Consider the following 24,097-nt stretch of genomic DNA (forward strand, 5'->3'; position numbering starts at 1 on the left):
GCCGTCCAGCCCGCGGGTTGGACGGCGTTGCGAGTGCGTGCCGCCGGTCGGGTGACCCGGCGGGCATTTCGCGACGCCGGATAGTCGTCGATTCCTGTTGCCGACAATCCCGGACACCTCGTGCTGTCCGGGTCTCCGGAGAGATTCCTGATGCCCCTTGTAGTTTTCGTGCTGGCTGTCGCGGTGTTCGCGCAGGGCACATCCGAGTTCATGATGTCGGGTCTGCTGGAGCAGACCGCCACCGACCTGGGAGTTTCCCTCGGGTCGGTCGGATTGCTGACCGCTCTGTACGCCGTCGGCGTGGTGCTGGGCGCACCGGCGATGGCGATGACGGCCGGGCGCTGGCCGATACGCCGTTCCGCGGCAACGTTTCTCGCCGTCTTCTGCGCCGCTCATCTCGTCGGCGCACTCACCACCGAGTTCGCCGTTCTGCTGGGGACGCGGGTCCTCGCGGCGGTCGCCAACGCCGGATTCCTGGCGATCGTGCTGGCGGCGCTGCCACGACTGGCCGGGCCCGCCCGCGTCGGCCGCGCCACCTCGATCATCGTGTCCGGGGTGACGGTGGCCTGCATCGTCGGCGTCCCCACCGGAACGCTGCTGGGCCAGCTGTGGGGATGGCGTTCGGCGTTCTGGGCCGTAGCCGTCGTCAGCGCCGCCGTGCTCATCCCGATTCTTGTCCTGGTCCCGCGCGACGAAATCGCCGGTGACCGCACCGACGCCTCGATCCGGTCCGAATGGACCGTACTGCGCACCGTCCGAACCGCCGTCCTCGCCGGCATCCTCGTCAACGCCGCGACCTTCGCCGGATTCACCTACCTCGGCACGATCACCGCACAGATCACCGGACTCGGCAGCGCGTGGATCCCGTTGGCCCTGGCCGTATTCGGCCTCGGCTCCTTCATCGGAGTAACCCTGACCGGCCAGTACAGCGACCGCCACCGCACCGCGATCATCACCACCGGCACCCCCGGCCTGATCGTCGTCTGGACCCTTGCCGCCCTGACCGCACACACCCTGACCGGCGTCCTGATCACGATGTTCATAGCCGGAGCGGTCGCCTTCGGCGTCGGCTCCACTCTCGTCGCGACAATCGTGCAAACCGCCACCCCGACCGCACCCCGGCTCGCCGGAGCCCTGGCAACCACCGCCCTCAACCTCGGAGCGATCCTCGGCCCGGGCCTCGCCGGTGTGCTCGTCGACCGCTCGGGAGATCCGGTCACCGCACTCTGGTGCAGCGCCGGATTCGCCACCGCCGCAACGACGGTCGTCCTGCTCGGCCTTCGCCGGCGCGTATTGGTGAGTTGAGTGTCAGCGGGTGTAGCCACTGCGACTGTGGCTACACCCGCGTGAGGGAGCGAACCTATTCCCCGACACTCACCCCATAGACGCACGCCAGCGCGGCGAGATCGGTCGGATATCCCTGACCGACCGCGCGCAGTCGCCAGTTCTCGTTACGGAGATAGATCTCGGCGATAACCAGCGTGCGTTCCTCGGTCGCCGCGTCCATTGTCGCCCGGGCGAAGATGCCGCCGTCGGCGCCGGGCGCCACCTCGAGTTCGAGCGCGCCGACCTCGCCGAAGGTCACCTCGGCACCATCCAGAGCCACGGCCAGCACGATCCGGCGACAGTGCCCGGGCAGTTGATCCAACCTGATCGCCATGGACTGTTCGTCGGGCCCGTCGATGGTCAACCGTGCACCGCTGGTCTCGGGCTGGTTGTAGAAGACGAAGTCGCTGTCGTCTTCTATCTGCTCGGCACTGTCCACCAGGAATGCGACCAGATCCACTGCCCAGCTACCGTTCTGCACCCAGGACGCGCGGATCGTCCAGCTCGCGCCGAGCTCGGCCACCGGCAGATCGATCACCTGGCCCCGAGCGAGCGATACCGGCTCGATGGTCGACGGCGCCACCACCGGTGATGACGCGATCGGCGCCTGGAGCGCGAGCAAGCCGAGGTCATGGATCGGTATCCCCATTTCGGCCGCCTTCTCGGCCCGGCGGTCGGCTTTCCCACCGGGCAACGCGAGCACGTCGGTCACCCTGGCAGACATGTTGACCGCCGCCGACCCGCCGAGCTCGACGATGCGCACTCGTGTGGCAGCGGCCTGATCGTGCGTTCCGCCGACGACCAATATCCGGCGTCCGGCAAGCGGACCGGTGGGTGTGACGGGCCGATGCGCTGCGCGCACCCGCACCGGTTCCTGTCTGTCTTTGCGCGTACCCGGCGCGACGTTCTCGAGCAGTAGGAGGAACCGGCCCTCTGCCACGCTCGGCGTGCCGAACTCCACTGCTTTGCGTGCCTTGCTCGTCGCCGCGTTGGGCGTGTTGGTGACCAGCAGGCTCGTGCGAGCGCTCACCATGCCGGTGACGTCGAGCCCTGCCGCCTCAGCGCGAGAGACCAGGACCTCTCGTTCGGTCGATGTGTCACCGGTGAACGCGATCTTCATGCCCTGCACCAGAACTCCGCCGGTCTCGAACCTCCCCGGATACACGTAGGGGCATGGTTGCTTCGGACCGGTGCGCTCGGTCGGCAGACCCCACGCGCTCTGGTAGTTCTCCTTCGGCGGGCAGCGCAGAAGCGGCGGTGCGATGCCGAGGCGGGCGGCGTCGGCCACCAACGCCCTCAGGACTCCCGCCAGAACTCGGGTGTCGTCCAGCGCGTCATGGGCTTTCATCCGCGGCACGCCGTAATAGGTGGCCAGTGTGTCGAGCTTGCAATTCGGAGTGGGTGGCGCAACCCGCCGCGCGAGAGCCAGGGTGCAGAGTCGGCGGCCCACCGGCAGGCCGGCGCCGGCCCTGCCGAACTCATTGGCGAGGAAGCCGTAGTCGAACTGCGCGTTGTGCGCGACCATCACCCGCCCCGACAGCAGTGGCGACAGCGCGTCGTGCACATGCTCGAATCGGGGTGAGCCGCGCAATATCTCGGCGGTCAACCCATGGATATGCACCGGCCCTGGATCGCACCCCGGATCGAGTAGCGTGTGGAACTCGCTGGCCACTCGACCGTCCGCGTCCAGCGCGAGCGCCGCTACCGACAACACCCGATGCTCGGTCGCCCGCAACCCCGATGTCTCCACATCGATGACGGTGTAGGCGCTGAAACCCGCCTCGAACGATGCTGAGCTCACAGTCGAATTCCTCCGCACGGCTTGATGATCGGTGTGCACGCGGCGAACGTTGCAGCTCTCGGTGACCTCAGGAGCTGCCTGTAGCGCCGCTGACCCTAACGACATCTACGAGTGCGGGCAGCATCATCCTCGAAATCAGTGTTCAGAGCAGCAACGGCTCTGGCCTGCTGCCTACCCTGGCGCGATACAGGCGATCCATGATCGTGACCGCTGATCCGGAGATAACGTCCGTCGATCTCGTGCGCCGCATCGAGCTCGCCGCCAGGCGGCTGGGGAGACTGCAAGAGGCCGAGGGGTTCTCGATGCACGTCCTCTGGTCCGAAGCTGCACTGCGACATGAGATAGGCCGGAGTGGGCAGCGTTCCTCCGTGGCGCCAAAGCCGGGGAATTCGACCAGCTTTGAGACGCTGGGCTTTGCGCCGCTGTCGAGCTCAGCGGGTGGTGTAGGCGCCGCCGTTGAGGTGGATGGTCTGGCCGGTGAGGTGGCGGGCGTGGGGGGAGGCCAGGAATTCGATCAGGGCCGCGACGTCGTCGGGGGTGCCGGGGCGTTTGTCGTGGGTTGCGGCGATCAGGTGGGCTCGGCGTTCGTCGGTGAGTTTGCCGTGGAAGAACTCGGTGTCCTCGATGTAGCCGGGGGCGACGGTGTTCACCGTGATCCCGTGGGGCCCGAGTTCGGCGGACAAGCCCGCCGACCAGGCGGCGAGTGCGGCTTTGGCGGCGCCGTAGGAGCTGCCGGCGTATTCGGCGCCGATCGAGCCGACGTTGATTACCGCGGCGCCCGGGCGCAGGCGCGACCGCAGTGCCGCGGTGGTCAGCACCGCGGACAGTAGATTCGCCGACAAGTTGTCGTTCCATTGCGCGGCAAGGGCTTTGAGGGAGTCCGGCTCGGGGGCGGTGAGATCGGTGTTGCCGCCGGCCATGTTCACCAAGACGTCGACCTCGCCGTCGAGTTCGGCGGCGAAGGTCTCGACGCTCGCGGGCTCGCTCGCATCGCATTCGATTCCGGTCACGCCGAGTTCGGCGGCGGTCTCCCGGACGCGCGCGGAACGCCCGGTGATCACCACCCGGTCTCCTGATTCGTGGAAGCGCCGCGCCAACTGCCGTCCGATGCCGCGGCTGCCGCCGGTGATCACGATGGTTCTGGTCATTCGGGGCCTCCTTCATATATGTTTACCGCTAAACGTACAGGAGGGAGCAGACCCATGCCAGACGCGCAGGACGATACGGTGCCCACCGCCGAGCAGATCGCCGCCGCCTGGCGGCGCGAACTGCCCGGGGCCCGCACCGAATCCATCGAGGTCATCACACCGCTGTGGCGGGTAGCCAAGCTGCTCGGCGACGAGCGCGCCCGCACCCTGGCCCGCCTCGGCATCGACGAATCCACCCTCGACCTACTCAGCACGCTGCGTCGCGCCGGGCACCCTTACGAACTCACCACCCGCCAGATCACCACCCGCAGCCTGGTCACCGCCGGCGCCATCTCCCAGCGGCTGACCCGCGCCGAATCCGCAGGGCTGATCACCCGCGCGCCGACCACCGCGTCGCGCCGCGGTGTCCTGGTCACCCTCACGCCCGCGGGGCACGAGCTGATCGAACGGGTGGTGCGCGAGTTGCTCGAGCACGAGACCACGCTCACCGAAACCCTTACCGCCGCGCAGCGCACCGCGCTGGGCGAGGGGTTGCGCTGCCTGGCGGCGGCGGTGCAACCGGAGCACCGGATCTAGGCTGGCCAACGCGGAGTAGGCGATTCGGCAGACTAGCCGGGCGGGATCTCATAGACGCGCGCACTGTTGTCCGCGCACGCCACCGCGAGCAGGGTGGCGGCCGGGTCGAACGCGACCCCGTGCACCGGAGCTCCCGCACGGAGCAGGTATCTCAGCTCGCCGGTCTCGATGTCGAAGACCCGGGCGGCGTCCTCGGCGGCGGTGGCCAGCAGGGTGCCGGTGCGGTCGAGTGCGAGGGCGCGCACCGGCCGCGGATGCCGGAACAGGCGCAGCGGCTGCTCGCTCGCGGTGCGGTAGACGCGGGCGGAGTCGGCGCAGGCGGTGGCCAGCAGGGCGCCCTCGAGGCCGAAGGTCAACGCTTGCACCGGGGACGGATGCTCGAGCCGCTGGAGTTCGCGCCCGTTGCGGATGTCCCACAGTCGCGCGTTGTGGTCGGCGCAGGCGGTGGCGAGCAGCATCGGGTCGGAGCCGAACGCCACGGCGAGCACGGGCCCCCGGTGCGCCATGGGCAGTTGCAGGGCGGCCGAATTGGTATGGAACAAGCGCGCGAAGCCGTCCTCGCAGCCGGTGACCAGGCGTGTTCCGTCGGGGGTGAAGGCCAGTGCGGTGACCGCGCCGGGGTGGCGCAGGCCGCGATGGGTGCGATCGTCGAGGTTGATCAGGCGTGCGGTCGCGTCGGCGCTTGCCGTTGCGGCCCATTGTCCTTGGCCGCTGATGGTGACCGCGCGCACCGGGGCGTCATGGATCACGGTCAGCGCGGCGGTGGCCGAACCGGCGGGGGTGAACAGACGGGCGCTGTGATCGTCGCTGCCGGTGAGCACGGTGCGCCCGTCGGCCGTGCACGCGATCGCGGTCACGGCCGCGCCGTGGGACAGGTGCGCGCTCGCGACGCCGCCCGCGAAGACCCGGGCCGTTCCGTCCCCGCTCGCGGTCACCAGCGTGGTGCCGTCAGCGCTGAATGTCACCGCCCGCACGGGACCGTCGTGCGCCAGCAGATGCCGCACCGGAGTAACCGCGGCCAGCTCGAACACCGTATGCCCGCTGCGGGCCGAGGTGACGACCCGGGTGCCGTCCGGATCGAAGTACGCCGAATACATTCCGCCGAAGTTGGTCATCGTCCAGCGCAGCGCTCCGGTCTCGCTGTCCAGCGCCCACACGGTGGGCGTGCGGATCTGGCTGGGCATACCGATCAGCACCAGGCTGGAGTCGGCGCTGAAGGCGGGGACGCCGCTGGGATCGTTGCCCGCCACCTCGTAGCGCAGGCTCCGGGTCGCTACGTCATAGACCCGCAGCACCCGCGTTCCGCCGGTGACCGCGGCTACGCCGAGCAAGCGACTGTCGGGGCTGAAGCCGAACTGGGTCGGCCAGTCCTCGGTCAATCCCGGCAGCGTGCCCAGCGGCTGGCCGGTCGCGGCGTCGGCCAGGACGTTGCGGTCCGAGCCGGGGAAGCCGGAGATGTAGTAGAGCAGAAAGCGCCCGTCCGGGCTGAACCGCACCGCGAACACCAGATCGCGGACATTGTGCCGATTCCAGCGCTCATGGCCGTCGCCGGTGTGCAGAACCCGCACGCTGCCACCGGAATTGGCCGCGCCGCTCTCCCCGCCGCCGCTGCCCACGGCCAGGAACCGCTGGTCGGTGCCGAGGTCGAGGCAATGCACCCGGTCGGTCCCGGGATCGTGGGGCATCCGCCAGCGCAGCGCGCCGGTGTCGGCGTCCAGGGCCAGCACACCGTCGATCGCCGGAAGGAAGATCGTCGCACCGTCCGCGCTGTAGAAGATGTCGGCATTGCGTGCCATGGGCAGCGCCTTGAACCAGATGGTGTGGCCGTTCGCGGCCTCGACCACCATCAGCCCCGGGTGCCCGCCCAGCACCAGGAACTGGCCGTCGGGACGCCACACGACATGCCCGTAGAGATTCTCGTCGAGGACGCGTTCCCAGCGCACCACTCCGCTGTGCACATCGAAAAGCCTCGTCACACTTTTGGATCCGCCGGTAGGCAGAAACCGCAGCGAAGAGGCCACGACCGACCGGCCGTCGGGGCTGAACGCCGCCGTGGCGGAATCCGGAGCGGGAACAGCGCTGAGAATCCGGGCGGGCGACACCACGACTACTCCACGGGGATGTCATAGACCCGCGCGGCATTGTCCGCGCAGGCGACCGCGAGCAGCGTCCCGGTCGGATCGAAGACGGCGGCCTCGGCGGGCGCACCGTCGGGCAGCAGGAACTTCAACTCACCGTTGCCGGCGCTGTGCACCCGGACGCCGTCTTCGGCGGCGCTGGCCAGGAGCTTGCCGCTGCGGTCGAAGGCCAAGGTGCGCACCGGTTTCGGGTGCGCGATGCTGCGCAGCAGCTGGCCGGTGGCGACGGTGTAGAGGCGGGCGGCGTCGGCGCAGCCGGTGGCCAGGGTTCTGCCGTCCAGGCTGAATGCCAGGGCGCGCACCGGCGACGGGTGGGTGAAGCTGCGCAGTTCGGTGCCGTTGCGGATGTCGAACAGGCGCGCGGTGCCGTCCTCGCTGGCGGTGGCCAGCAGGTAGGAGTCGGTGCCGAAGGCGACGGCGGTGATCGGGCCGTTGTGGGCGAGCAGCAGCTGGCGTGCGCCGGTGGCGGTGTTGAAGACCCGCGCCGCACCGTCCGCGCAGCCGGTGGCCAACTGTGTCGCGTCCGGGGTGAACGCAACGGCGGTGACCGCGCCCTCGTGGGCGAGCCGGCGGCTGGTCAGGGTGTCCAGGTTGAGGATTCGCGCGCTGCCGTCGGTGCTGGCGGTGGCCGCACGGCGGCCGTCGCGACTGATGGTGACCGCGCGGACCGGGCCGTCGTGGGTCACCGTGAGCAGTTCACCGGCGGTGCCGGTGCTGAACAGGCGCGCGGTGTTGTCGTCGCTGCCGCTGAGTACCGATTGGCCGTCCGGGGTGAATTCGACAGCGTTCACCGCGGCGGTGTGGGAGCGGTGCGCGGTCTCCTGGCCGTTGGCCATCGTGAACACGCGCGCGTTCTTGTCGGTGCTCGCGGTGGCCAGGTTCGCACCGTCACGGGCGAAGGCGACGGCGCGGACCGGACCCTGGTGCACCAGTTTGTGCCGCAATGCCGCCAAGGCTACGAGCTCGAAAACCGTTGCGCCGCCGTAGCTTGCGGTAGCCACGTGGGTGCCTGCCCGGTTGAACCGCGCCGACTGCAAATTGTGGGGATGGACCATGGTCCATTGCAGCGCCCCGGTCTCGGTCTCGAGTGCCCACAGCGTCTCCGAGCTCGTGATCGGGCGTTTCGCCGCGATCAGATACAGCTTGGAGTCCGGGCTGAAATCCGGCAGCGAGTGCAGCAGCAGGTTCGCGCCGATCTCGTAGAGCATGGCGCGCGTCTCGACGTTGAAGACCCGGACCTTGCCGTCGCCGGCGACGACCACATAGCGGTTGTCGGGGCTGAAAGTGAAGCGGGACTGGGTGTAGGAGGCCAGATTGGGCAGCGTGCCCAGGCGCGCACCGGTGTTCGCGTCGACCATGACGTTGCGGTTCTCGCCGCTGTACTGGGCGATGTAGTACAGGAGTTTGCGCCCGTCGGCGCTGAACGCGCAGGAGTAGATCCGGTCCTCGACGACGTGCGCCTCCCATTTCAGCGCGCCGTTGCTCGCGTGGCGCACCCGGATGTTGCCGCCGCTGTTCGGGTCCCCGCCGTAACCGCCGCCGCTGGCGACCGCCAGAAACTTCCCGTCCCGGCTGAGCACGGTCTGATGCACCATGTCGCTGCGATCGTCGTGGGCGACCTGCCAGCGGACGTTGCCGTTGTTCGCGTCCAGCGCCAGCACCGCGCCGTACCCGGAGGTGTAGAGGGTCTGGCCGTCGAGGCTGTAGGTGGTGTTCACATTGCTGGAGGTGTCGAACTGCTTGGTCCAGCGCCGCGCGCCCGAGGCGGCGTCGAACACCGTCATCGCCTCGTATCCGGTCGCGGCGACGAACCGATCGTCCGGGCTCCACGCCAGATCGCTCATGTCCGGGGCCGTGGTGAACTGGCACCGTATCGCCCCGGTGCGCGCGTCGAACACCTTCAACGTGCACTGCTGGCCGCTACCCCCGATGAACACGGTGCACGCGGTAGCGACCCACTTGCCGTCATGACTGAAGACCGCGGAGTCGGAGTAGTCGGCGGCGACAAAGCTCACCTGTTTGGCCGGGGAACCCATGACCCCAGCGTGCGCGCGGCAACGTCACCCAGCCGTCACAGGGCGCGCACCATCTCGAACTCCCGGCGCGGGTCCGTCGCCGAGATCGGCCCCGCGACGCCGGTGCGCCGGAAACCATGGCGATGGTAGAGGCGTTCGGCGGCGGTATTACCCTCGGAGACCTCCAGTCCGATGCGGGCATATCCCTTACCCGCGGCCCAGTCCGCGACGGCACAGACCAGCAGATCGGCCACGCCGCTCCCACGCGCCTCGGGCGCCACCCACATCGAAATGACATGCGCGCCAGACGCTTCGGCGACCGCGCCGATCGTGCCGAGATCTTGCCCGCCGACCGTGGCGAGGAATTGCACGCGCGCCGCGAGCAGATCACGCCAGTCCTGTTCGATGCGTTCGACGGCCTCGGCCAGCGTGGCGCCGAAGGCGTAGGGCGCTTCGGTCAGGGCAAGCAGGCGAATACGGCGGAAACGATCCCAGTCGTCGGGAGTGAGCTCGAGGATTTGAACCGACGCGATATCCATGGCGACCATGATTGCCCGGTTCAGGGCTCGTAGCGGCGATGAGCGTCCTCGATCACCATGCGGCCGTAAGCGAGGATGTCGCGCCGGCGAGCCAGCCGAGTGCGGTAGAGCGATCGGCGGTCCGTGCCGAGTCGGATCCGCAGCGCTTCGTCGATGAGGCGATGCCATCGCTCGGGAAAGGTGTTCCGGGCGTGGCGGGCCGCACCGGCCTTGGAGGTGATGCCGCCGTTGGTGAGCGTGTAGTGCAGCCGGGCGACACCGGTCACGGTCCAGACGGTGCCGAAGTCGGTGAGCAGCCCGAGGCCCGCCCGGCTGAACAGCGGGGCGGCGCGGTCCAATCCGCGTCCCCAGTATTCGTCGAGGTTGGTGTTCTGCCAGGCGGCGAGCGCGGCCGGATCGGTCCAGATATCGAGTGCGCTGATCGCCGGTCCCCGCAGCGCGATGCCGTGGTCCGCGAGGGTGTGCCAGGTGACGGGGGAGTGTCGTCCAGCTGTCAGCCGCCCTTGGAGACTCATCGGACGGTCACCCACGGCCGCCGGGCCCGCGGCTAGATCGTCCCAGTTCAAATAGATCCCATCCACGAACGGCCGGGGCGACTGCGCGCGCAGCCGGGCATGGACGCGCTCCAGCACCGCGGTATCCGGGAGTTCGGTGCCGACAACGACGAAATCGATGTCACTGGAATCCGGGTGGAAATCGTCCAGCGCGACCGACCCCTCGACATAGAGCCCTTCGACCGTGCCCGGCGCTTCGGCGTCGATCAGCGCGAGGAAACGAGCGGCGGCCTCGGCGACGATCGGCGGTACGGGCATGAAAGCCATTCTGCCGGAACGGCTCCTGTCACTTGTTCGACCGCATCACGCTGTCGCGAACCCATTCTCGAGGTAGGCGAACCCGCCTTCGGCCCGGACTTTCCGCGCGGCCGTCACACGCCGCACCATCGTGTCGGGCAGTCGGGCCGCGATCTCGGTGTCGTCGCACCAGGCCCAACTGCGCAGTTCGTCCGAGGGCAGAACGATCGCCGCCGTCTGACCGGCGCTCAACACTCCACCGTCGTAGATCATCATGATCCCGTCGCTGGGGTAGCGACCCGCCGGAACCCAATCGACCACCAGCAACCGGCCGATCCGCATCCGCAGGCCGAGTTCCTCCTCGACCTCGCGCACCACCGCCGTCAACGGCGACTCGTCGGCCTCGACGACACCGCCCGGCACCTCCCAGTGATCCTTGTAGGTCGGCTCGACCAACAGCACCCGGTCGGCCGCATCGACGAACAGGGCGGCCGAGCCCATCCGTTTCCGCGGTAGTCCGGCATCGAATCGGGCGCGTTCGGAATCCATGGGACACAACAGTATCCATTCGCCGCGCCGGGCAGAATCGTGCGATGACAGCCGCCGACCGCCACCGCGGTCCCTCGGCCTTGCCGCCGCGAGAATGAACGCTCTCTTCTGGAAGCTGGTCGACGGCGACGTCGCGGAATACCCGGCGGCAACACCACCCGCGATCGTGGCGATGAAGAGTGATAACAAGCCCGGCTGCCCCGTGTGGCTTCACACAACCGGGATTCCATAGTGCCATCGTCGAATTCCGCACATAGAGTCGCGGTACAACACTTGGTTCAACATCGCGGCCAACCGCCGCCTGCCGAAGGACTTACCTGTGAAGGTGCAGATCAGATCCACCCCGCCGGTGGCGCATGCGTCCATGCTCGGGCTGGGGGCGTATCGACCCCGTCGGGTGGTCCCCAACTCCGAAATCGTCGACCGCATCGAGTCCTCGGACGAGTGGATCCGCACACGGTCCGGCATCGGCGCCCGCCGCTGGGCCGAGGCCGACGAAACCATCGTCGGGATGAGCACGGCGGCCGCGCGCCAAGCGCTCACCGCGACCGGGATCGACGCCGACCAGATCGACGCGGTCGTACTGGCCACGTCATCGCAGATGGTGCTGGGGCCGTCGGCGGCCGCGGTGGTCGCGACCGAACTGGGCATGCACGATACCGCCGCGTTCGACATCTCCGCGGGCTGTGCGGGTTTCTGTTACGCGCTGGCGAACGCGGCGAACCTGGTCCGCGCCGGTGAGGCCCGCTACGTGCTGGTGATCGGTGTGGAACGGCTGTCGGATCTGCTCGACCCCACCGACCGCACCTGCGCGTTCATCTTCGCCGACGGCGCCGGCGCCGTGGTGGTCGGCGCGGCGGAGTCCGAGGGCATCGGGCCGGTCGCCTGGGGCTCGGACGGCAGCCAGACCGCCGCCATCAAGCAGGACAAGGATTTCCAGCAGTACTTCGCCGAAGTCGCCGCCGCCGAGGCGAGTGGCGGCACCTCGGAGCGCCCCTACATCCGCATGAACGGCCAGGCGGTATTCCGCTGGGCGGTCACATTCCTGGAGAAGGCGTGCCGGGACGCGCTCGATCGCGCCGGTGTCGCCGTAGAGGACTTGGATGCCTTCGTCCCGCACCAAGCCAACAGCCGGATCACCGACGCGCTGATCCGCGTCCTGGGTGTCCCCGACACCGTCACGGTCGCCCGCGACATCGCGGAGACCGGAAATACCAGTGCCGCCTCGATTCCGCTGGCGATGGAGGAACTGCTGCGCACCGGCGGTGCGCAGCAGGGCGACACCGCCTTGCTGCTCGGCTTCGGGGCCGGGTTGGCGTACGCGGGCCAGGTCGTCCGGATGCCCACCATCGGGTGACACCCGCGCCCGGCACAATCATCCGGAAACGTTGGCGGCATCGTGCGGGTGCGGGTCACCACCAGTCCCGGATGAGCATGGTGCCAACCCACTGGGTGTTGTGCGCCCGGCATGGCAGACCGTGTGGTCGGGTCGTGGCGAGTGCATCGCCTGTGGCCCGGGCCGGTGACATCCCGCTTTCGCGGTCTGCGAGGATCTCTCGCCGTGGGGACGTGGTGGCAGATACTTCTGAGCGGCGTCGGTGCGGTTCTGGCTGCGTTCATCGCCGGGGCCTACGGCGTGCGGAGTGCGCGCAAACAGCCGTTCGAGGTGCTACAGGCGCTGCTGAAGGTGGCCGAGGACAGCAGTAGCGTGCTGACCCCTGCTGATCGGGCGGTGCTGGAAGACGCGGTGCATCGTGAGGTGCAGCGCATCGATCAGTTGAACAAGGCTCGCCGGCAAGGGTTCTGGGCTTTTCAGCGGGAAAAGGTGCGACTCGCGTTGCAACTGCCGGCGCGGGGCACCCGGTTGAGTTCGTTCGGTCTGCTGCTGCTGGCGGTCGTCGCCTCTGCCTTCCTCGTCGCGCAGATCACCGCCTACGAGTGGCGGGACATCTTCGTGGAGGGCGGGATCGGTGTCGTCCTCGAATCGAATCGGGCCGCGCTCGCGCTGCTGGTAGCGAGTTCCGGTGTGGTGCTGTGGTCGTTCACCCGGCTCGCGCTTCCGGCCGTGTGTGCCTTGCTGCGCTGGATTCATGTGCTGCCGGTCTACATGCTGGCGACCGCGATCACGGTCATGGTCTATGTCCCGCTGGCTCAATTGTTGCCGTCGTTCCGGCTCGGGTTGATCATTCTGGTCGCTCTTCCGCTGCTCATCGCGGTGACGATGTGGATCTGGCTGCGGATGGAGTTGCCGCTGCTGGTGCGGTATCGGTCGCGGCGGCTCGCGCGGCGGCGGTTGCGGGGCAGATTGGCCCGGCGTCGCGCGGCGGTCACGTCAACCTCCGCGACTATGACTTTGATGTCACTCGCCTTGGTCGCCGTGTTCATGGGTATGGGTGTTTCGACTGCGGTGACCAGGGACGAGGAGACCTCGGCGGAGGGCTACCTCGTGTGGAACGGATACCAGGCCGTGGTCGGCCGTGAGTATCAGTGGATCGGGCAGGCCGAGCGCGGGAACGGCGCCGCCACGCCCGCTCCGATGACTCTGGTCTACGAGGTCAGGTACCGGACGTTCACCAAGCCGGGCAGATGGTCGGACGATGCCGAACTCAGATTCTTGACGACCGCCGCGGAACTGGTGGCCGATGAGCGCGGTCTGTACCTAGTGCAGAACGCCGGGCGGCACGACCGATACGCGACCGGATTCATGATCTGTGCGAGTCCGCAGCCGGGCGCGAAGTGTTCGCCGTGGCAGCGTCTTTAGTGCTCTGGAACGGTTATTTATGCTGTAGCATTAGGCAAGGCATTGCCGCCTCTGTACCTGTTCGACGAAAGGGGAGTGTCGATGGGAAAGACGACGAGAATTAGCTTGGGAATACTGGGTTTTGCGCTGTTCACCGCCATCCCGGGCGGTGCCGCCGGGGCCGACGAGTGGGAAGGCGACCACGCCGCGATCACTGCCCAGCAGTGCATCGATGGCGGCGGTGAGGTGAAGCTGTCGATCTGCGAACGCGGCTATTACACCGGGTGGATTGTCCTGTAGCAGAGCTCGTTCACGGGAGGGGAGTGCGCGAGCACAGCGTCTTCGGCGCCGGAAGGTACACAGGCGTTGTGCATTACGAGATCGCGGCCGATGGGGAAACCCTCACGGTGGCGTGAAGTCACACCCGAGCCTCTGCCCGATCCTTATATCGCTCAGGCAAGATGCACGCATGAAGGTAATCCTCTTCGGCGCGACCGGCATGATCGGACAGGGCGTTCTCGCCGAGTGTCTCCGAGACGAGCGGATCGAACAGGTCGTCGCCGTCGGGCGCAGTTCGCTGGGTGTGCAGCACACCAAGCTGCGTGAGCTGGTCCAGCCCGATCCGACCGATCTCTCAGCGATCGCTGATGAACTGCCGGAATTCGACGCCTGCTTCTTCTGCCTCGGTGTCTCCTCGGTCGGCATGAAAGAGGAGGACTACCGCCGGATCACCTACGACCTGACCTTGAAGGTCGGTCGCACGCTGGCGGCCGCGAACCCGAAGTTGACCTTCATCTATGTCTCCGGGCAGGGAACCGACAGCACCGAGCAGGGCCGGTCGATGTGGGGGCGGGTGAAAGGCAAGACCGAGAACGATCTACTCGCACTTCCGTTCCAGGGGTACATGTTCCGGCCCGGCTTCGTCCAGCCGATGGACGGCGTGGTCTCCAAGACCCGGCTCTATCGCGCCGGGTACGCGATTGCCGGACCGCTGATTCCGTTGTTGAAGCGGCTGGCGCCGAACGCGGTCAACGACAATCGGGAGATCGGTCGGGCCATGATCGCTGTCGCGGCCGGCGGGGCGGATACCCGTGTGCTCAAGCCTCGGGAGATCACGGCGCGAGCGACGCCCTAGGGCGGACCTCGGCCGATGGATCACCGTGCGGCAGTGAGATCCGACGCCATGCGATGCGGGTCGGCGAATCCGCGGTACCCGAACAGATCATCCGGTGCGCGGCGCCGCTGCATCGCCGCCACTACCTCGGCGGCCTCGTGAAGGGACGAGGTCGGGCCGAGCAACTCATGGACAACGATGAGTTGCTCGAGCACCCACGTGGGGTGACAGGCGAATTCTTCCTCGGCGCCCGCCAACGGATCGTCGGCATAGCGCTCACGCAGGACTTGTATCCACCCTGCTTGCTCGCTGACCAACCGCCGATGCAGGTCGCCCAGACCCGGTGGAAACGTCGCGGCGACCGCGACGAGCAGACGCCACACGAATTCCTCGTGCGCGTCCTCGAGCAACGGATAGCCGATGGCGAAAGCCTCCCAGTCGACCCCCTGCGCCATACCGAGCAGCAGGTCCAATCGGGTATTGGAGCCGGGATACCAGAAATCGTTGACACTGAGCACCGCGTGCAGCACGGTCGGTGGCAGTTGGCAGTGCTCGGCCAGCAGGACCGCGTCGTAGAGATCTTTGCCCTGCGGCAGGTCCGCGATTGTATCGCTGGCCAGCCACAGCAACTTCCACGCCAGGGACAGGCTCGGGGTGACGGTCAGCAAGGTCGAGGCCGGGCCGACGGTGCCGAAGCGGGGAATCTCGGTGCGCTGCGGCGGCTCGGCCAACTCCTCGTCGACCGCGAAGTCGAGCTGCACCTGTCCGCTCGTACCACGCGCCGGGCACTCCCATGGCAGCAGCAACCGGCGCCCAGGCGTGCCGTCATAGGTCCAAATATGTTCGACCGCATCGAAATCCATCGGCACCGGCGAGATCTGGACCTGCGCGGTGGACCGAGCGGCAGCACCCGTCGCGATGTCGCGAGCCATGCACGCGAATTCGTCGTCGTCGAAACGCCAGCGCGCCCAGGGCCCGACCACGAAATCCAAGTCCTTCGGATCGCGAGCCTTCTCGGCGAACCAGGCCTTCAACAGCGTGCTGCCGCGCAGCACCAGGCGCTTCGCCCACACGGAATCGGCGATGGTCGCGAGCACGTGGTCGACGGCTTCGCGTTGCTCGGCAGACCAGTGCTCGGTGCTCTCCGGGATCAGACGGTCCTCCGTCACCGCGACGAGCCTTCCAGCGCGGCGGCGACTGTTCCGGGGTCCACGCGCGCCGGAACCGCGGTGGTGAAGCCTTGCTCACGCAGGTTCGTGGGCAACGTGGCGGCGTCGGCGAAAGAGCTTGCCGGGCCGAGGAGTTCGCGGAGGAGGACGACGAGCTCCAGGGTGCACAAGCCGCGGCGGGAGAACGCCGCCAGCACGGCGGCCGCGCCGGTTTGGGCGTATGCCGCCGCGACGTCTTCGATGCGCGAGTAGTTGCCGGATGCGAGCATTTCGGCGGGAAGCCTGTGGAAACCGGCGTCGAAGCTCGGAGCGAGCGCTGTCATCAGACGCCAGGTGAAGACATCCAGTTCGCCGGCCAGGTGGGGGTAATCCTTGCCGAATTCGTCCCAGTCGGTGGTGGCGGCGACGTACGGCAGAGCGCCCCAGACGTGGGAGGTCCAGTCGCCGTGCGGTTCGAGTACTCCGCGCAGCAGGTCCGCTGGGAGGTGGCAGTGTTCGGCGAGGAGTAGCGCGTCGAAGAGGTCCTTGCCCTGCGGGTATATGTCGGTGCTGAGCCACTGCAGTTTCCAGGCCAGGGACAGTTCGAGTCCGGCGGTCAGGAGATGCGCGGGTGGGCCCGGACGGCCGACGCGGGCCACCTCGGCGTGCACCGGTTCGACGGGGAGTGCCTCGTTGAAGACGAAATCGAGTTGGATACTGCCGGCGGGGACTCCAGGAGTCGTCGAGGACCAGGGCAGGACCAGGCGGCGGCCGGGGACACGGTCATAGGTCCAGATGTCGGTTTCGGCGCGGCCGTCGGCGTGGATGCGGACCGCGGTGTTCTCGGCGGTGGCTTGGGCGCGCTCGGCGATGTCATCGAGCATGCGGGCGGCGCGGTCGTCGTCGACGCGCCATTCCGTCGGCACCACGACGAAATCTATGTCGCCGGGTTCGCGTGCCATCTCGCCGAACCAGGCGCGCAGCAGGACGCTGCCGCGCAGCATCAGATGCTGCGACCAGGGTGAGTCCGCGATCGCGGCCAGTATCAGGTCGACGGCGTCGCGGCGGGCGGCCAGCCAGCGCTCGGCCAGTCCGGGGTCGACGAACTCGGGCTCGCTCAGCCGCATGCCCAGCGCGTAGTGCTGTAGCGACGGATCGAAAACGGGGCGTTGCCGCACACCGTCGCCGGAAACCGGCCGCACCGACGGCGGGATACGGGAGCTTTCCGGCGGTGGTGTCTGCGGAACCACCGTGGTCGCCTTCCACGGGCCGTACGGAAATTTTTCCCAGGAGGTCGTCACAGTTCCTCGATCCAGCCCGCGTCGATCGATTCGTCGCTGTCGTACACCACGAATTCCCGTTCGGTCGAGGCGATGTCCAAGTGCTCGAGCTCGGTCAGCAAATCCTGCAGCCGGGCGGCGGCGGTCAGGTCGCCGACGCCGCGACAGCGTTGGGTGACGAACCGTTCCAGGCGACCGTCGGGCCGCACGCGCCGCGCGTTCGCGGACAGGTGGGCCCCGTGCGCCCGCGCCGTCGCCTCGATCGCCGCCGTGCCGGATCCGGGAGTGAGGAGCAGCTTGAGGTGATGCTCGAAATAGAAGCGCGTACCCAGTGCCGTCGCCTGCTCGTCGGTGCTCGGCACACCCTCGGCCCACGGTGTCGCCTCGATTTTGGTGCGCAGCACGGGGAAGCCGTCGGCCTCCAGGTGCGCGGCGACGCCGGCCACGTCGGCGTGCACCTGCGCCAAGGTTCCCGACCGGTGCACGGTCACCATCGGCTGGTGCGGCACCCGGCCGCGCGCGAGCACGATGTGGGCGAATTTCAGGTTTCGTTCGGCGGCATAGGTTTCCAGGGTGGGCGCTGTATCCGCGTGGAGGGTGAGGTGTGCTTCGAAGTCGCCCCGGAAGACCGCTGTCATTGTCACCGCTTCAGCATGGCGATCGAATCGCGCAGTGTCGCCCGGTTTTTCGCGGTGGTGCGGGGTTGTCCGGGCAGCCTCCTCCGATGCGGTTCTATGACGTCGCCCAGCCGGGTAGCGGCTCGCAGCGTGCGAGCCAATCGGGAGGTATGCCGCCGTCGAGTGGGCGAGCACCGAGAATTCCGCCGATGATGGCGCAGGTGGTGTCGATATCGCCGCCGGCCGCGACAGCCGTCCAGCACGCGTCGGCGAAATCGTGGCCGCGATGGGCGGCGACCCAGAGGCAGAAGGGGACGGTGTCGAGGGCGGTGGTGTCGTGTCCGACGCCCAATTGCTCAGCGGCCTCGGCTGGTTCGCTGATCGAGCGAGCACGGCTGATCTTGTCTCGGACCGGGCCGTCCGGTGTGCGGGTAGCGACGGCGTCGAGAAGCTCATCGCCGCTTATCTTCGGGCGCTTCGCGCAGACGGCGGCGGCGATGGCCACCGCGATCGCTCCGGCCACGGCCTCAGGATGGGTGTGGGTGACCTCCGCCGACGCCGTGGCCTCGGCGACGACCCGGTCCAGGTCCTCGGCGAACCAGGCTCCCAGTGGTGCCACCCGCATCGAGGCGCCGTTGCCGCGGGAACCGCGTCCGCCGCCTGCCTGCTGAGCGAGTTCGCGCCAGGGATAGCCCTTTTGGCGGATCAGCCGCAGGATGCGACTCGTCCCGGGACCGTATCGGCGGTAGATGTCGTAGTGCTCGGCGAAGGACTCCGCCAGGGCATCCTGCTCGATTCGGCCGTGGGCGCTCACGACGGTGAAGATCGAGCACGCCATGTGGGTGTCGTCGGTCCATAACCACGGCCCGGGCAGGACGGTGCGTGACTGCAACGCGCCGCGGTTGATCGGATCGTCGAAGCACGATCCGAACCCGTCGCCGACCGCCAGACCGCGCAGCGAACTCAGTGCCCGGGCCCGGCCATCAGTACTCACCCGGCCAGTCTGACAGCCGTCCGCTGCGCCGGGCCGGTGCGGACCACGCAGGCGGAGCTGAAAGACTATGCGGCATGGGGATGTTCAAGCGAAGCAAGAAGTCGGATCGGCCCGGGCAGGTGTTCGGAAATCCCGAACTGGCCGCCCTCGTGGCGCAAGGCACCGACCTGATCGGCCAGTTGGGGAACGCGCACATGACCTGGGGGTTGGGCTCGGCGGATCGTTGGGGTCTCGATCAAACCACCGGCCTGATGACCTGGACGTTTCCGGATAAGACCGCGACTGCGCCGGCGCAACTCATCGGCAGTTACAACCCCTCGGCCGGTAGCTGGATGTGGGCGTGGGCCAACGAAAGCATCCTGCCGGAGATGAGCCGAGACTCGGACCTCGTGCGCGAATGGGCCAGTGCCCATGGGCATCCGGAACTGGCCGAGCCCGTGATCGACGCCGATGATCAGATGGCCGCCATGCTCGGTGCCCTCGCGCTCCGGGTTACCGCGGCAACCGGTTTCTATCGGGGGACGGGAAGTGCTTCGATACCGTTCATCACCTTCGGGGCGGTCACGCTGACCTCGCACGACGGTACTACTTCGAATTTCGGGATCGAGCTCGAGATTCCCTGATCGGCAGCGACTCGGTGACTACCTCTCAACCTCGACGCTGATCGACTGCGGGGATTGGCGAATCGCGGTGAGTAGGCGCAGGCAGCGGTCGGTCATGTCGGAGGGGGTGTGGTCGGGGTGGTCGCTCCACCAGGAGATAGTGGTGGACACGATGCTGAACCACCAGGTCAGCAGGAGGGAGTGGTCGTCGGGGTTGGGGGTGCCGGTGCTGCCGAGGACTTCGGCGACGCCTTGGGAACCCATGGTGTTGAGGGCGTCCTGGTAGTTGCGGGCTCGGTCGTGGGCGGGGCTGGGGCGGGGCAGGGTGGTGTCGTAGATGAGGCGCCAGTTCTGGGTGTGGCCGTCGAGGGCGTGGAAGATGCCCGAGAGGGTGGCGAGGGCTTTGCTCTGGGCGCCGTGGACGGCTTGGGCGCGGGCGACGGCGTCGACGAGGCTGTCGCCGGCGCGGTGCAGGCAGGCGGTGTGCAGGCCGTCGCGGGAGCCGAAGTAGGTGTAGATCAGGGGCTTGGAAACGCCTGCCGCGGTGGCGATGTCGGCGAGGGAGGCGTTGGCGTAGCCGCGGTTACCGAATTCGGCGATGGCGATGTCGAGGATCTGCTGTTCGCGTTGTTCGCGCGGTACGCCCTTGGTGCCGGCGCTCATGGGGCGGTGTCGATCAGGACGCCGGGGTTGAGGATTCCGGCGGGGTCCAGTGCGGTTTTGGAGGCGCGCAGGGCGTGGGCGAACGGTTCGGGACGTTGCCGGTCGTACCAGGGCCGGTGGTCGCGGCCGACGGCGTGATGGTGGGTGATGGTCCCACCGGAGTTCGACAGTGCTTCGGAGACCGCGGCTTTGATCTCGTCCCACTGCTCGACGGTTTGTCCCCAGCGGCCGGCGGCGTAGACGCCGAAGTAGGGGGCGGGGCCGTCGGGGTAGACGTGGGTGAATCGGCAGGTCACGACGCCGGTGATGCCCAGGGACTCGAAGGACTTGGTGGCGGCGGCGTGCACCGCCGCCCGCAACTCGTCGAAACGGTCCCAGGTGCAGGCGGTTTCGAAGGTTTCCACGATCATCGACTGCGCGGCCAGGGCGTCACGCTGATACGGCATCCGCAGGAACGAGGACCGCCAGGTGTCGGCTGCTCCGGAACGTGCCGGGTCCTGTTCGGAGTCGGTGGATCGGACGCCCTCGGGGACCTTGCCGCCGTGGTCGCGGCAGATCCGCAGCGCCCGCGACATCGACTCGTCGACCGGATGATCCGCGGACTCGAAGCCGAGCACGAGTACGCCGCCGGAGGTGGGTGTGCCCGCGTTGAGGAACGCCTCGACCGGATCCAGCAGCCGGCAGTTCGCCGGGAACAGCCCGGATTGCGCGATATCGCGGGTGGCGGCGACGGCCGCGCCGTAGTCGTCGAAGAGCACCGACGCGCCCGAGCGCCAGCGTGGCCGCGCCTGCACCCGCATCCACGCCTCGGTGATCACCCCGAGAATGCCTTCGGAGCCGAGGAACATCCGATCCGGCGACGGTCCGGCGCCCGAGCCCGGCAACCGGCGGGATTCGCTGATGCCGACCGGGGTCACGACTCGCATCGATTCGACCATGTCGTCGATGTGGGTGTAGACGGTCGCGTAGTGGCCGCCGGCGCGGGTGGCCAGCCAGCCGCCGAGCGTCGAGAATTCGAACGATTGCGGAAAATGCCGCAGGGTCAAGCCATCCGGCCGCAGGGCCTGCTCCAGGGCGGGACCGAGCATGCCGGCCTGGATGCGCGCCGCGCGGCTCACCGGGTCGACCTCCAGCACGCGATTCAGCAGCCCGAGATCGAGCGAGACCGTCCCCGCGTAGTCGGTGACATCGCGCGGCTCCACACCGCCGACCACCGAAGTGCCGCCGCCGAACGGGATTACCGCGATCTTCGCGTTCGCGCACCAGTCCAGGACATCGACCACGTCGGCCTCGGTGCGGGGGCGCAGCACCAGATCCGGCACGTGATCGATCCGGCCGAGCAGCATCCGCACCACATCGCGGAAGGCCTGCCCGTGGCCGTGTGCGACACGGTCGCCGAGATCGTGGGAAGCCAATGCCGCCAGGGGCTTCGGGGGCTCGATTCGGGAGTCGGGCACCGTCAGGTCGGCCAGTGCTGGCGCCTCGTGCACGGAGAGGTCCGCGCCGGGCATGATCCCGGCGACCCTGCGGGTGAGGGCGGCCCGCTCCTCGCCGGCCACGGAGTCTTCCACGTTTCCCCAGCCCCACCACGACCGTGTCACAGTCGTCTCCTCTCGCACCGCTCGGTATTTGACTCGAAGGTAATTTACTCTTGAGTCAATTACAAGGGCCTGTTGTCATCGGATGTATCGTCCGAGCCGCTGGTAATCGGGGTGAATGACACCCGCCTCGACCAGAGTTCGCCAGGCGGCGAGCTTGCGGGGGCAGTCGTCGAGGGCACAGTCGAGATGCCCGCGCATCGCTTGGCGAGCACCGCTGATCATGAAGGGTAGTTCCGGCGCTTCATGCGGCCAGCCGACCGGCCACAAGCTCAGGTCCATCGTTTCGCCGTCGAGGAAACGAAGCAGGATTTCGGTGGCCGGAAGAACTCTCGCCGCGATGGCATTCGCGGGCACGGCGTCGGGCATGACTCAACCCCTCGATGTGGTCGGTGTTGGTGGGCACCCGGCGACGAGGATTCGGTGATCAGCTCGTCGCCGCGTGCGTGCTGATCCAGGACACCTCGAAGGCTGGTCGGCGGGTAAGGCGTGCGTCGCTGGGACGTGTGTGCAGAGAGGGTGTGCACGCGATCCAACTCATCGCTGTCAGGTCGACTGCGTGCCACACTCCTGACATGGGTCGTCAACCCAAGCAGAGCAATCGACAGCTGGCCGAGCTCTTGGACGAAATCGACATTCCGCACAAGGGCTTAGCGCGCCGCGTTGTCGGCCGCGGACGTGCCGTCGGTGTCGAGCTGAAGTACGACCACGCCTCGGTCAAGCGGTGGCTGAATGGAGAACAGCCGAAGCCTCCGGTCCCGGGGTTGATCGCCGAGGTGCTGACCGAGCTCCTCGGCCGCGCAATTCGTCCGGCTGACTGTGGCATGGCAGGCGGGTCCGAGCGCGCGGACATCGGCCTGGAATTCTCGCTGAGCCTGGCGGAGGCAACCGCCGCCGCGACCGCACTCTGGAGGAGCGACGTGGAGCGTAGGCGTTTCCTGGTCGGCGCTGCCTATGCTGCGGCTGTCTATCCGGCTGCCTCGATGAGGTGGCTGACGTTGCCGGGCCCTGAGCACCCGGTGTCGGCGGGCTATCGCCGTATTGGCCAAAGCGATGTCGATGCTGTCCGCACAATGACCGCCGCCTTTCGCGATCTCGACAACCGAGTCGGGGGCGGCAAAGTGCGCTCGACGATCGTGCAGTACCTGCACAGCTCGGTAGCGCCACTTCTGCACGGTGCATACAACGAACCGATCGGGCGCCAACTGTTCGCCGTCACCGCCGAACTGACCAAGCCGCCGGTTGGGCAGCGTACGACCTCGAGGAGCACGGCTTGGCGCAGCGCTATCTGATCCAGGCGCTTCGCATGTCACGGGCAGCAGGTGACGCCGGACTCGGCGCGGAGATTCTGGCCGCGATGAGTCACCAGGCGACCTACGTCGGACGGCCGGGTGACGCCGTCGACCTCGCTCGGGCCGCGCAGATCGCCGCGCGCACTGCAGGATTGGCGGCATTGCAATCCGAATGCCATTTGGTCGAGGCTCACGGCCACGCTGCTCGAGCTGACGCTTCATCCTGCGCCGCGTCCCTCAACTCTGCCGAGCGAGCGTTCGAGCGCGCCGACGGTCGGCCTCCGGCCTGGCTCGCCTACTTCGACGATGCCTATGTATCGGCGAAGACAGCGCACTGCTTCCGCGACCTCGGCGACAACGTCCGGACCGCCCATTTTGCGGTGCGGTCGTTGAATATGTGCGAGGGATACACCCGCGGGCGAGCCTTCAATTTGTGCCTCCTCGCGTCCGCGCGCGCCGACGAGGATCCCCAGGAAGCAGTGCGGATCGGGCAGCAGGCCCTCGACATCGCGGCCGGACTGGAGTCGCTGCGGACCCTGGCGTACCTGCGGGAGGTGCGCCACCGCTTGGCCCCCTACGCGGCGCTGCCCGATGTCGCGGACTTCCGGCACCAGGTGCTCGCTGTTGCTAAACGGGCAGACTGAGCGCGCGGTAGACGGCGACCACAGTGGCGGCACCGACGATCTCGCCGCGGTCGATCATCTCGACAGCCTCGGCGAGGGGGATCCAGCGGATCTCTTCGGCCTCGTTGATGTCGGGCTGGGCGTCGGTCAGGTCCGCACCGCGAGCCAGATAGATCTCCTGGGGGTGATCGAGTGTGCCGATGGCGGGCTGGTAGGTGACCAGGTGATTCATCGTTTTCGGTCGCCAGCCGGTTTCCTCTTCGACCTCCCGCGCCGCCGCGACGGCGACGTCTTCAGCGTGGTCGACATAACCGCCGGGCAGTTCCCAGACCCACCGGTCGATGATGAAACGGTGCCGGTACATCAGCAGCGCTTCGCGCTTCTCGTTGAGCACCAGAGTCATCGCGCAGCGCGGCATCCGGGCGACGTACTGGGTGAACCGCACCCCGTCGGGCAACTCGACATCGACTGTCGACAGCTGAATGTGGCGGTTCTCGTCGACGAGAGACTCACCGTGAATTGTCCACTGGGTCCGCTTCACCG

Annotated in this window: 24 protein-coding genes; 9 read left to right on the top strand and 15 right to left on the bottom strand. The window is 67.9% G+C overall.

Annotation, left to right across the window (positions count from 1 at the left end; all coding sequences use genetic code 11):
- Positions 1–150 precede the first annotated feature (150 nt).
- Entirely contained in the window at positions 151–1,305 is a 1,155-nt protein-coding gene (locus AB0H76_RS17980) for a Cmx/CmrA family chloramphenicol efflux MFS transporter (RefSeq protein ID WP_357324609.1), read from the top strand.
- Positions 1,306–1,360: 55 nt separating this feature from the next.
- Here AB0H76_RS17980 and AB0H76_RS17985 read toward each other — a convergent pair whose 3' ends face one another.
- Complete coding sequence (locus AB0H76_RS17985; RefSeq protein ID WP_357324611.1) at positions 1,361–3,166, bottom strand: TerD family protein; 1,806 nt, start codon at positions 3,164–3,166, stop codon at positions 1,361–1,363.
- Positions 3,167–3,558: 392 nt separating this feature from the next.
- On the bottom strand, positions 3,559–4,275 hold the full coding sequence (locus AB0H76_RS17990) for an SDR family oxidoreductase (protein WP_357324614.1): 717 nt from the start codon (positions 4,273–4,275) through the stop codon (positions 3,559–3,561).
- Between the two features lie 54 nt (positions 4,276–4,329).
- Here AB0H76_RS17990 and AB0H76_RS17995 point away from each other — a divergent pair, with 54 nt between their 5' ends.
- On the top strand, positions 4,330–4,851 hold the full coding sequence (locus tag AB0H76_RS17995) for a MarR family transcriptional regulator (protein WP_357324617.1): 522 nt from the start codon (positions 4,330–4,332) through the stop codon (positions 4,849–4,851).
- 32 nt (positions 4,852–4,883) lie between these two features.
- Here AB0H76_RS17995 and AB0H76_RS18000 read toward each other — a convergent pair whose 3' ends face one another.
- From AB0H76_RS18000 to AB0H76_RS18020, 5 genes are all read right to left on the bottom strand, one after another.
- Positions 4,884–6,827, bottom strand: coding sequence for a WD40 repeat domain-containing protein (locus AB0H76_RS18000; protein WP_357324620.1), 1,944 nt, complete (start codon positions 6,825–6,827; stop codon positions 4,884–4,886).
- Positions 6,828–6,958: 131 nt separating this feature from the next.
- Positions 6,959–9,025 carry a WD40 repeat domain-containing protein gene (locus AB0H76_RS18005; protein ID WP_357324623.1) on the bottom strand — a complete coding sequence of 689 codons (2,067 nt, stop codon included), beginning with the start codon at positions 9,023–9,025 and terminating at the stop codon, positions 6,959–6,961.
- Between the two features lie 35 nt (positions 9,026–9,060).
- The gene (locus AB0H76_RS18010) at positions 9,061–9,543 is read right to left on the bottom strand and encodes a GNAT family N-acetyltransferase (protein ID WP_357324626.1); all 483 of its coding nucleotides are present in this window, start codon (positions 9,541–9,543) and stop codon (positions 9,061–9,063) included.
- A gap of 20 nt (positions 9,544–9,563) precedes the next feature.
- Entirely contained in the window at positions 9,564–10,355 is a 792-nt protein-coding gene (locus AB0H76_RS18015; protein WP_357324629.1) for an aminoglycoside adenylyltransferase domain-containing protein, read from the bottom strand.
- 45 nt (positions 10,356–10,400) lie between these two features.
- On the bottom strand, positions 10,401–10,883 hold the full coding sequence (locus AB0H76_RS18020) for an NUDIX hydrolase (RefSeq protein ID WP_357324632.1): 483 nt from the start codon (positions 10,881–10,883) through the stop codon (positions 10,401–10,403).
- Positions 10,884–11,247: 364 nt separating this feature from the next.
- Here AB0H76_RS18020 and AB0H76_RS18025 point away from each other — a divergent pair, with 364 nt between their 5' ends.
- From AB0H76_RS18025 to AB0H76_RS18040, 4 genes are all read left to right on the top strand, one after another.
- Positions 11,248–12,240, top strand: coding sequence for a beta-ketoacyl-ACP synthase III (locus AB0H76_RS18025; RefSeq protein ID WP_357326232.1), 993 nt, complete (start codon positions 11,248–11,250; stop codon positions 12,238–12,240).
- A gap of 204 nt (positions 12,241–12,444) precedes the next feature.
- Positions 12,445–13,644, top strand: a complete 1,200-nt coding sequence (locus tag AB0H76_RS18030) for a hypothetical protein (RefSeq protein ID WP_357324634.1) — start codon at positions 12,445–12,447, stop codon at positions 13,642–13,644.
- Between the two features lie 81 nt (positions 13,645–13,725).
- Entirely contained in the window at positions 13,726–13,923 is a 198-nt protein-coding gene (locus AB0H76_RS18035; protein ID WP_357324637.1) for a hypothetical protein, read from the top strand.
- Positions 13,924–14,035: 112 nt separating this feature from the next.
- On the top strand, positions 14,036–14,758 hold the full coding sequence (locus tag AB0H76_RS18040) for an NAD-dependent epimerase/dehydratase family protein (protein ID WP_357324640.1): 723 nt from the start codon (positions 14,036–14,038) through the stop codon (positions 14,756–14,758).
- Positions 14,759–14,778: 20 nt separating this feature from the next.
- On the opposite strand, the gene AB0H76_RS18045 is transcribed toward AB0H76_RS18040, so the two are convergent.
- The 4 genes from AB0H76_RS18045 to AB0H76_RS18060 form a co-directional block, all read right to left on the bottom strand.
- A complete protein-coding gene (locus AB0H76_RS18045; protein WP_357324643.1) occupies positions 14,779–15,906 on the bottom strand; it encodes a nucleotidyl transferase AbiEii/AbiGii toxin family protein in 1,128 nt (375 codons plus the stop codon).
- The gene (locus tag AB0H76_RS18050) at positions 15,903–17,186 is read right to left on the bottom strand and encodes a nucleotidyl transferase AbiEii/AbiGii toxin family protein (protein ID WP_357324646.1); all 1,284 of its coding nucleotides are present in this window, start codon (positions 17,184–17,186) and stop codon (positions 15,903–15,905) included. The genes AB0H76_RS18045 and AB0H76_RS18050 overlap by 4 nt, the downstream gene beginning before the upstream one ends.
- On the bottom strand, positions 17,183–17,809 hold the full coding sequence (locus tag AB0H76_RS18055) for a hypothetical protein (protein ID WP_357324649.1): 627 nt from the start codon (positions 17,807–17,809) through the stop codon (positions 17,183–17,185). Before AB0H76_RS18055 ends, AB0H76_RS18050 begins: the two co-directional genes overlap by 4 nt.
- Before the next feature lie 88 nt (positions 17,810–17,897).
- Entirely contained in the window at positions 17,898–18,776 is an 879-nt protein-coding gene (locus AB0H76_RS18060) for an ADP-ribosylglycohydrolase family protein (protein ID WP_357324652.1), read from the bottom strand.
- A gap of 74 nt (positions 18,777–18,850) precedes the next feature.
- On the opposite strand from AB0H76_RS18060, the gene AB0H76_RS18065 reads away from it, so the two are divergent.
- Positions 18,851–19,399, top strand: coding sequence for a DUF6882 domain-containing protein (locus tag AB0H76_RS18065; RefSeq protein WP_357324655.1), 549 nt, complete (start codon positions 18,851–18,853; stop codon positions 19,397–19,399).
- An 18-nt stretch (positions 19,400–19,417) separates the two neighbouring features.
- Here the strand turns inward: AB0H76_RS18065 and AB0H76_RS18070 are convergent, their stop codons facing one another.
- The 3 genes from AB0H76_RS18070 to AB0H76_RS18080 form a co-directional block, all read right to left on the bottom strand.
- Entirely contained in the window at positions 19,418–20,041 is a 624-nt protein-coding gene (locus AB0H76_RS18070; RefSeq protein WP_357324658.1) for a TetR/AcrR family transcriptional regulator, read from the bottom strand.
- A complete protein-coding gene (locus AB0H76_RS18075) occupies positions 20,038–21,642 on the bottom strand; it encodes an FAD-binding oxidoreductase (RefSeq protein ID WP_357324661.1) in 1,605 nt (534 codons plus the stop codon). The genes AB0H76_RS18070 and AB0H76_RS18075 overlap by 4 nt, the downstream gene beginning before the upstream one ends.
- Before the next feature lie 75 nt (positions 21,643–21,717).
- A complete protein-coding gene (locus AB0H76_RS18080) occupies positions 21,718–22,008 on the bottom strand; it encodes a hypothetical protein (RefSeq protein WP_357324664.1) in 291 nt (96 codons plus the stop codon).
- 206 nt (positions 22,009–22,214) lie between these two features.
- Between AB0H76_RS18080 and AB0H76_RS18085 the strand changes: the two genes are divergently transcribed.
- Together AB0H76_RS18085 and AB0H76_RS18090 are read left to right on the top strand one after the other, a co-directional pair.
- Positions 22,215–22,931 carry a hypothetical protein gene (locus tag AB0H76_RS18085; protein ID WP_357324668.1) on the top strand — a complete coding sequence of 239 codons (717 nt, stop codon included), beginning with the start codon at positions 22,215–22,217 and terminating at the stop codon, positions 22,929–22,931.
- Positions 22,913–23,575 carry a hypothetical protein gene (locus AB0H76_RS18090; RefSeq protein ID WP_357324671.1) on the top strand — a complete coding sequence of 221 codons (663 nt, stop codon included), beginning with the start codon at positions 22,913–22,915 and terminating at the stop codon, positions 23,573–23,575. The genes AB0H76_RS18085 and AB0H76_RS18090 overlap by 19 nt, the downstream gene beginning before the upstream one ends.
- Here AB0H76_RS18090 and AB0H76_RS18095 read toward each other — a convergent pair.
- Entirely contained in the window at positions 23,559–24,095 is a 537-nt protein-coding gene (locus tag AB0H76_RS18095) for an NUDIX hydrolase (RefSeq protein ID WP_357324674.1), read from the bottom strand. The genes AB0H76_RS18090 and AB0H76_RS18095 overlap by 17 nt on opposite strands.
- Positions 24,096–24,097: the final 2 nt, after the last annotated feature.

This window comes from Nocardia sp. NPDC050712 (assembly GCF_040654295.1).
Classification (GTDB): domain Bacteria; phylum Actinomycetota; class Actinomycetes; order Mycobacteriales; family Mycobacteriaceae; genus Nocardia.

Bases quoted from the DNA above. Each gene is read 5' to 3' on its own strand.
- AB0H76_RS17980 (WP_357324609.1), top strand. From the start codon at position 151: ATGCCCCTTGTAGTTTTCGTGCTGGCTGTCGCGGTGTTCGCGCAGGGC.
- AB0H76_RS17990 (WP_357324614.1), bottom strand. From the start codon at position 4,275: ATGACCAGAACCATCGTGATCACCGGCGGCAGCCGCGGCATCGGACGG.
- AB0H76_RS17995 (WP_357324617.1), top strand. From the start codon at position 4,330: ATGCCAGACGCGCAGGACGATACGGTGCCCACCGCCGAGCAGATCGCC.
- AB0H76_RS18005 (WP_357324623.1), bottom strand. From the start codon at position 9,025: ATGGGTTCCCCGGCCAAACAGGTGAGCTTTGTCGCCGCCGACTACTCC.
- AB0H76_RS18010 (WP_357324626.1), bottom strand. From the start codon at position 9,543: ATGGATATCGCGTCGGTTCAAATCCTCGAGCTCACTCCCGACGACTGG.
- AB0H76_RS18015 (WP_357324629.1), bottom strand. From the start codon at position 10,355: ATGCCCGTACCGCCGATCGTCGCCGAGGCCGCCGCTCGTTTCCTCGCG.
- AB0H76_RS18020 (WP_357324632.1), bottom strand. From the start codon at position 10,883: ATGGATTCCGAACGCGCCCGATTCGATGCCGGACTACCGCGGAAACGG.
- AB0H76_RS18025 (WP_357326232.1), top strand. From the start codon at position 11,248: ATGCTCGGGCTGGGGGCGTATCGACCCCGTCGGGTGGTCCCCAACTCC.
- AB0H76_RS18035 (WP_357324637.1), top strand. From the start codon at position 13,726: ATGGGAAAGACGACGAGAATTAGCTTGGGAATACTGGGTTTTGCGCTG.
- AB0H76_RS18065 (WP_357324655.1), top strand. From the start codon at position 18,851: ATGGGGATGTTCAAGCGAAGCAAGAAGTCGGATCGGCCCGGGCAGGTG.
- AB0H76_RS18070 (WP_357324658.1), bottom strand. From the start codon at position 20,041: ATGAGCGCCGGCACCAAGGGCGTACCGCGCGAACAACGCGAACAGCAG.
- AB0H76_RS18080 (WP_357324664.1), bottom strand. From the start codon at position 22,008: ATGCCCGACGCCGTGCCCGCGAATGCCATCGCGGCGAGAGTTCTTCCG.
- AB0H76_RS18085 (WP_357324668.1), top strand. From the start codon at position 22,215: ATGGGTCGTCAACCCAAGCAGAGCAATCGACAGCTGGCCGAGCTCTTG.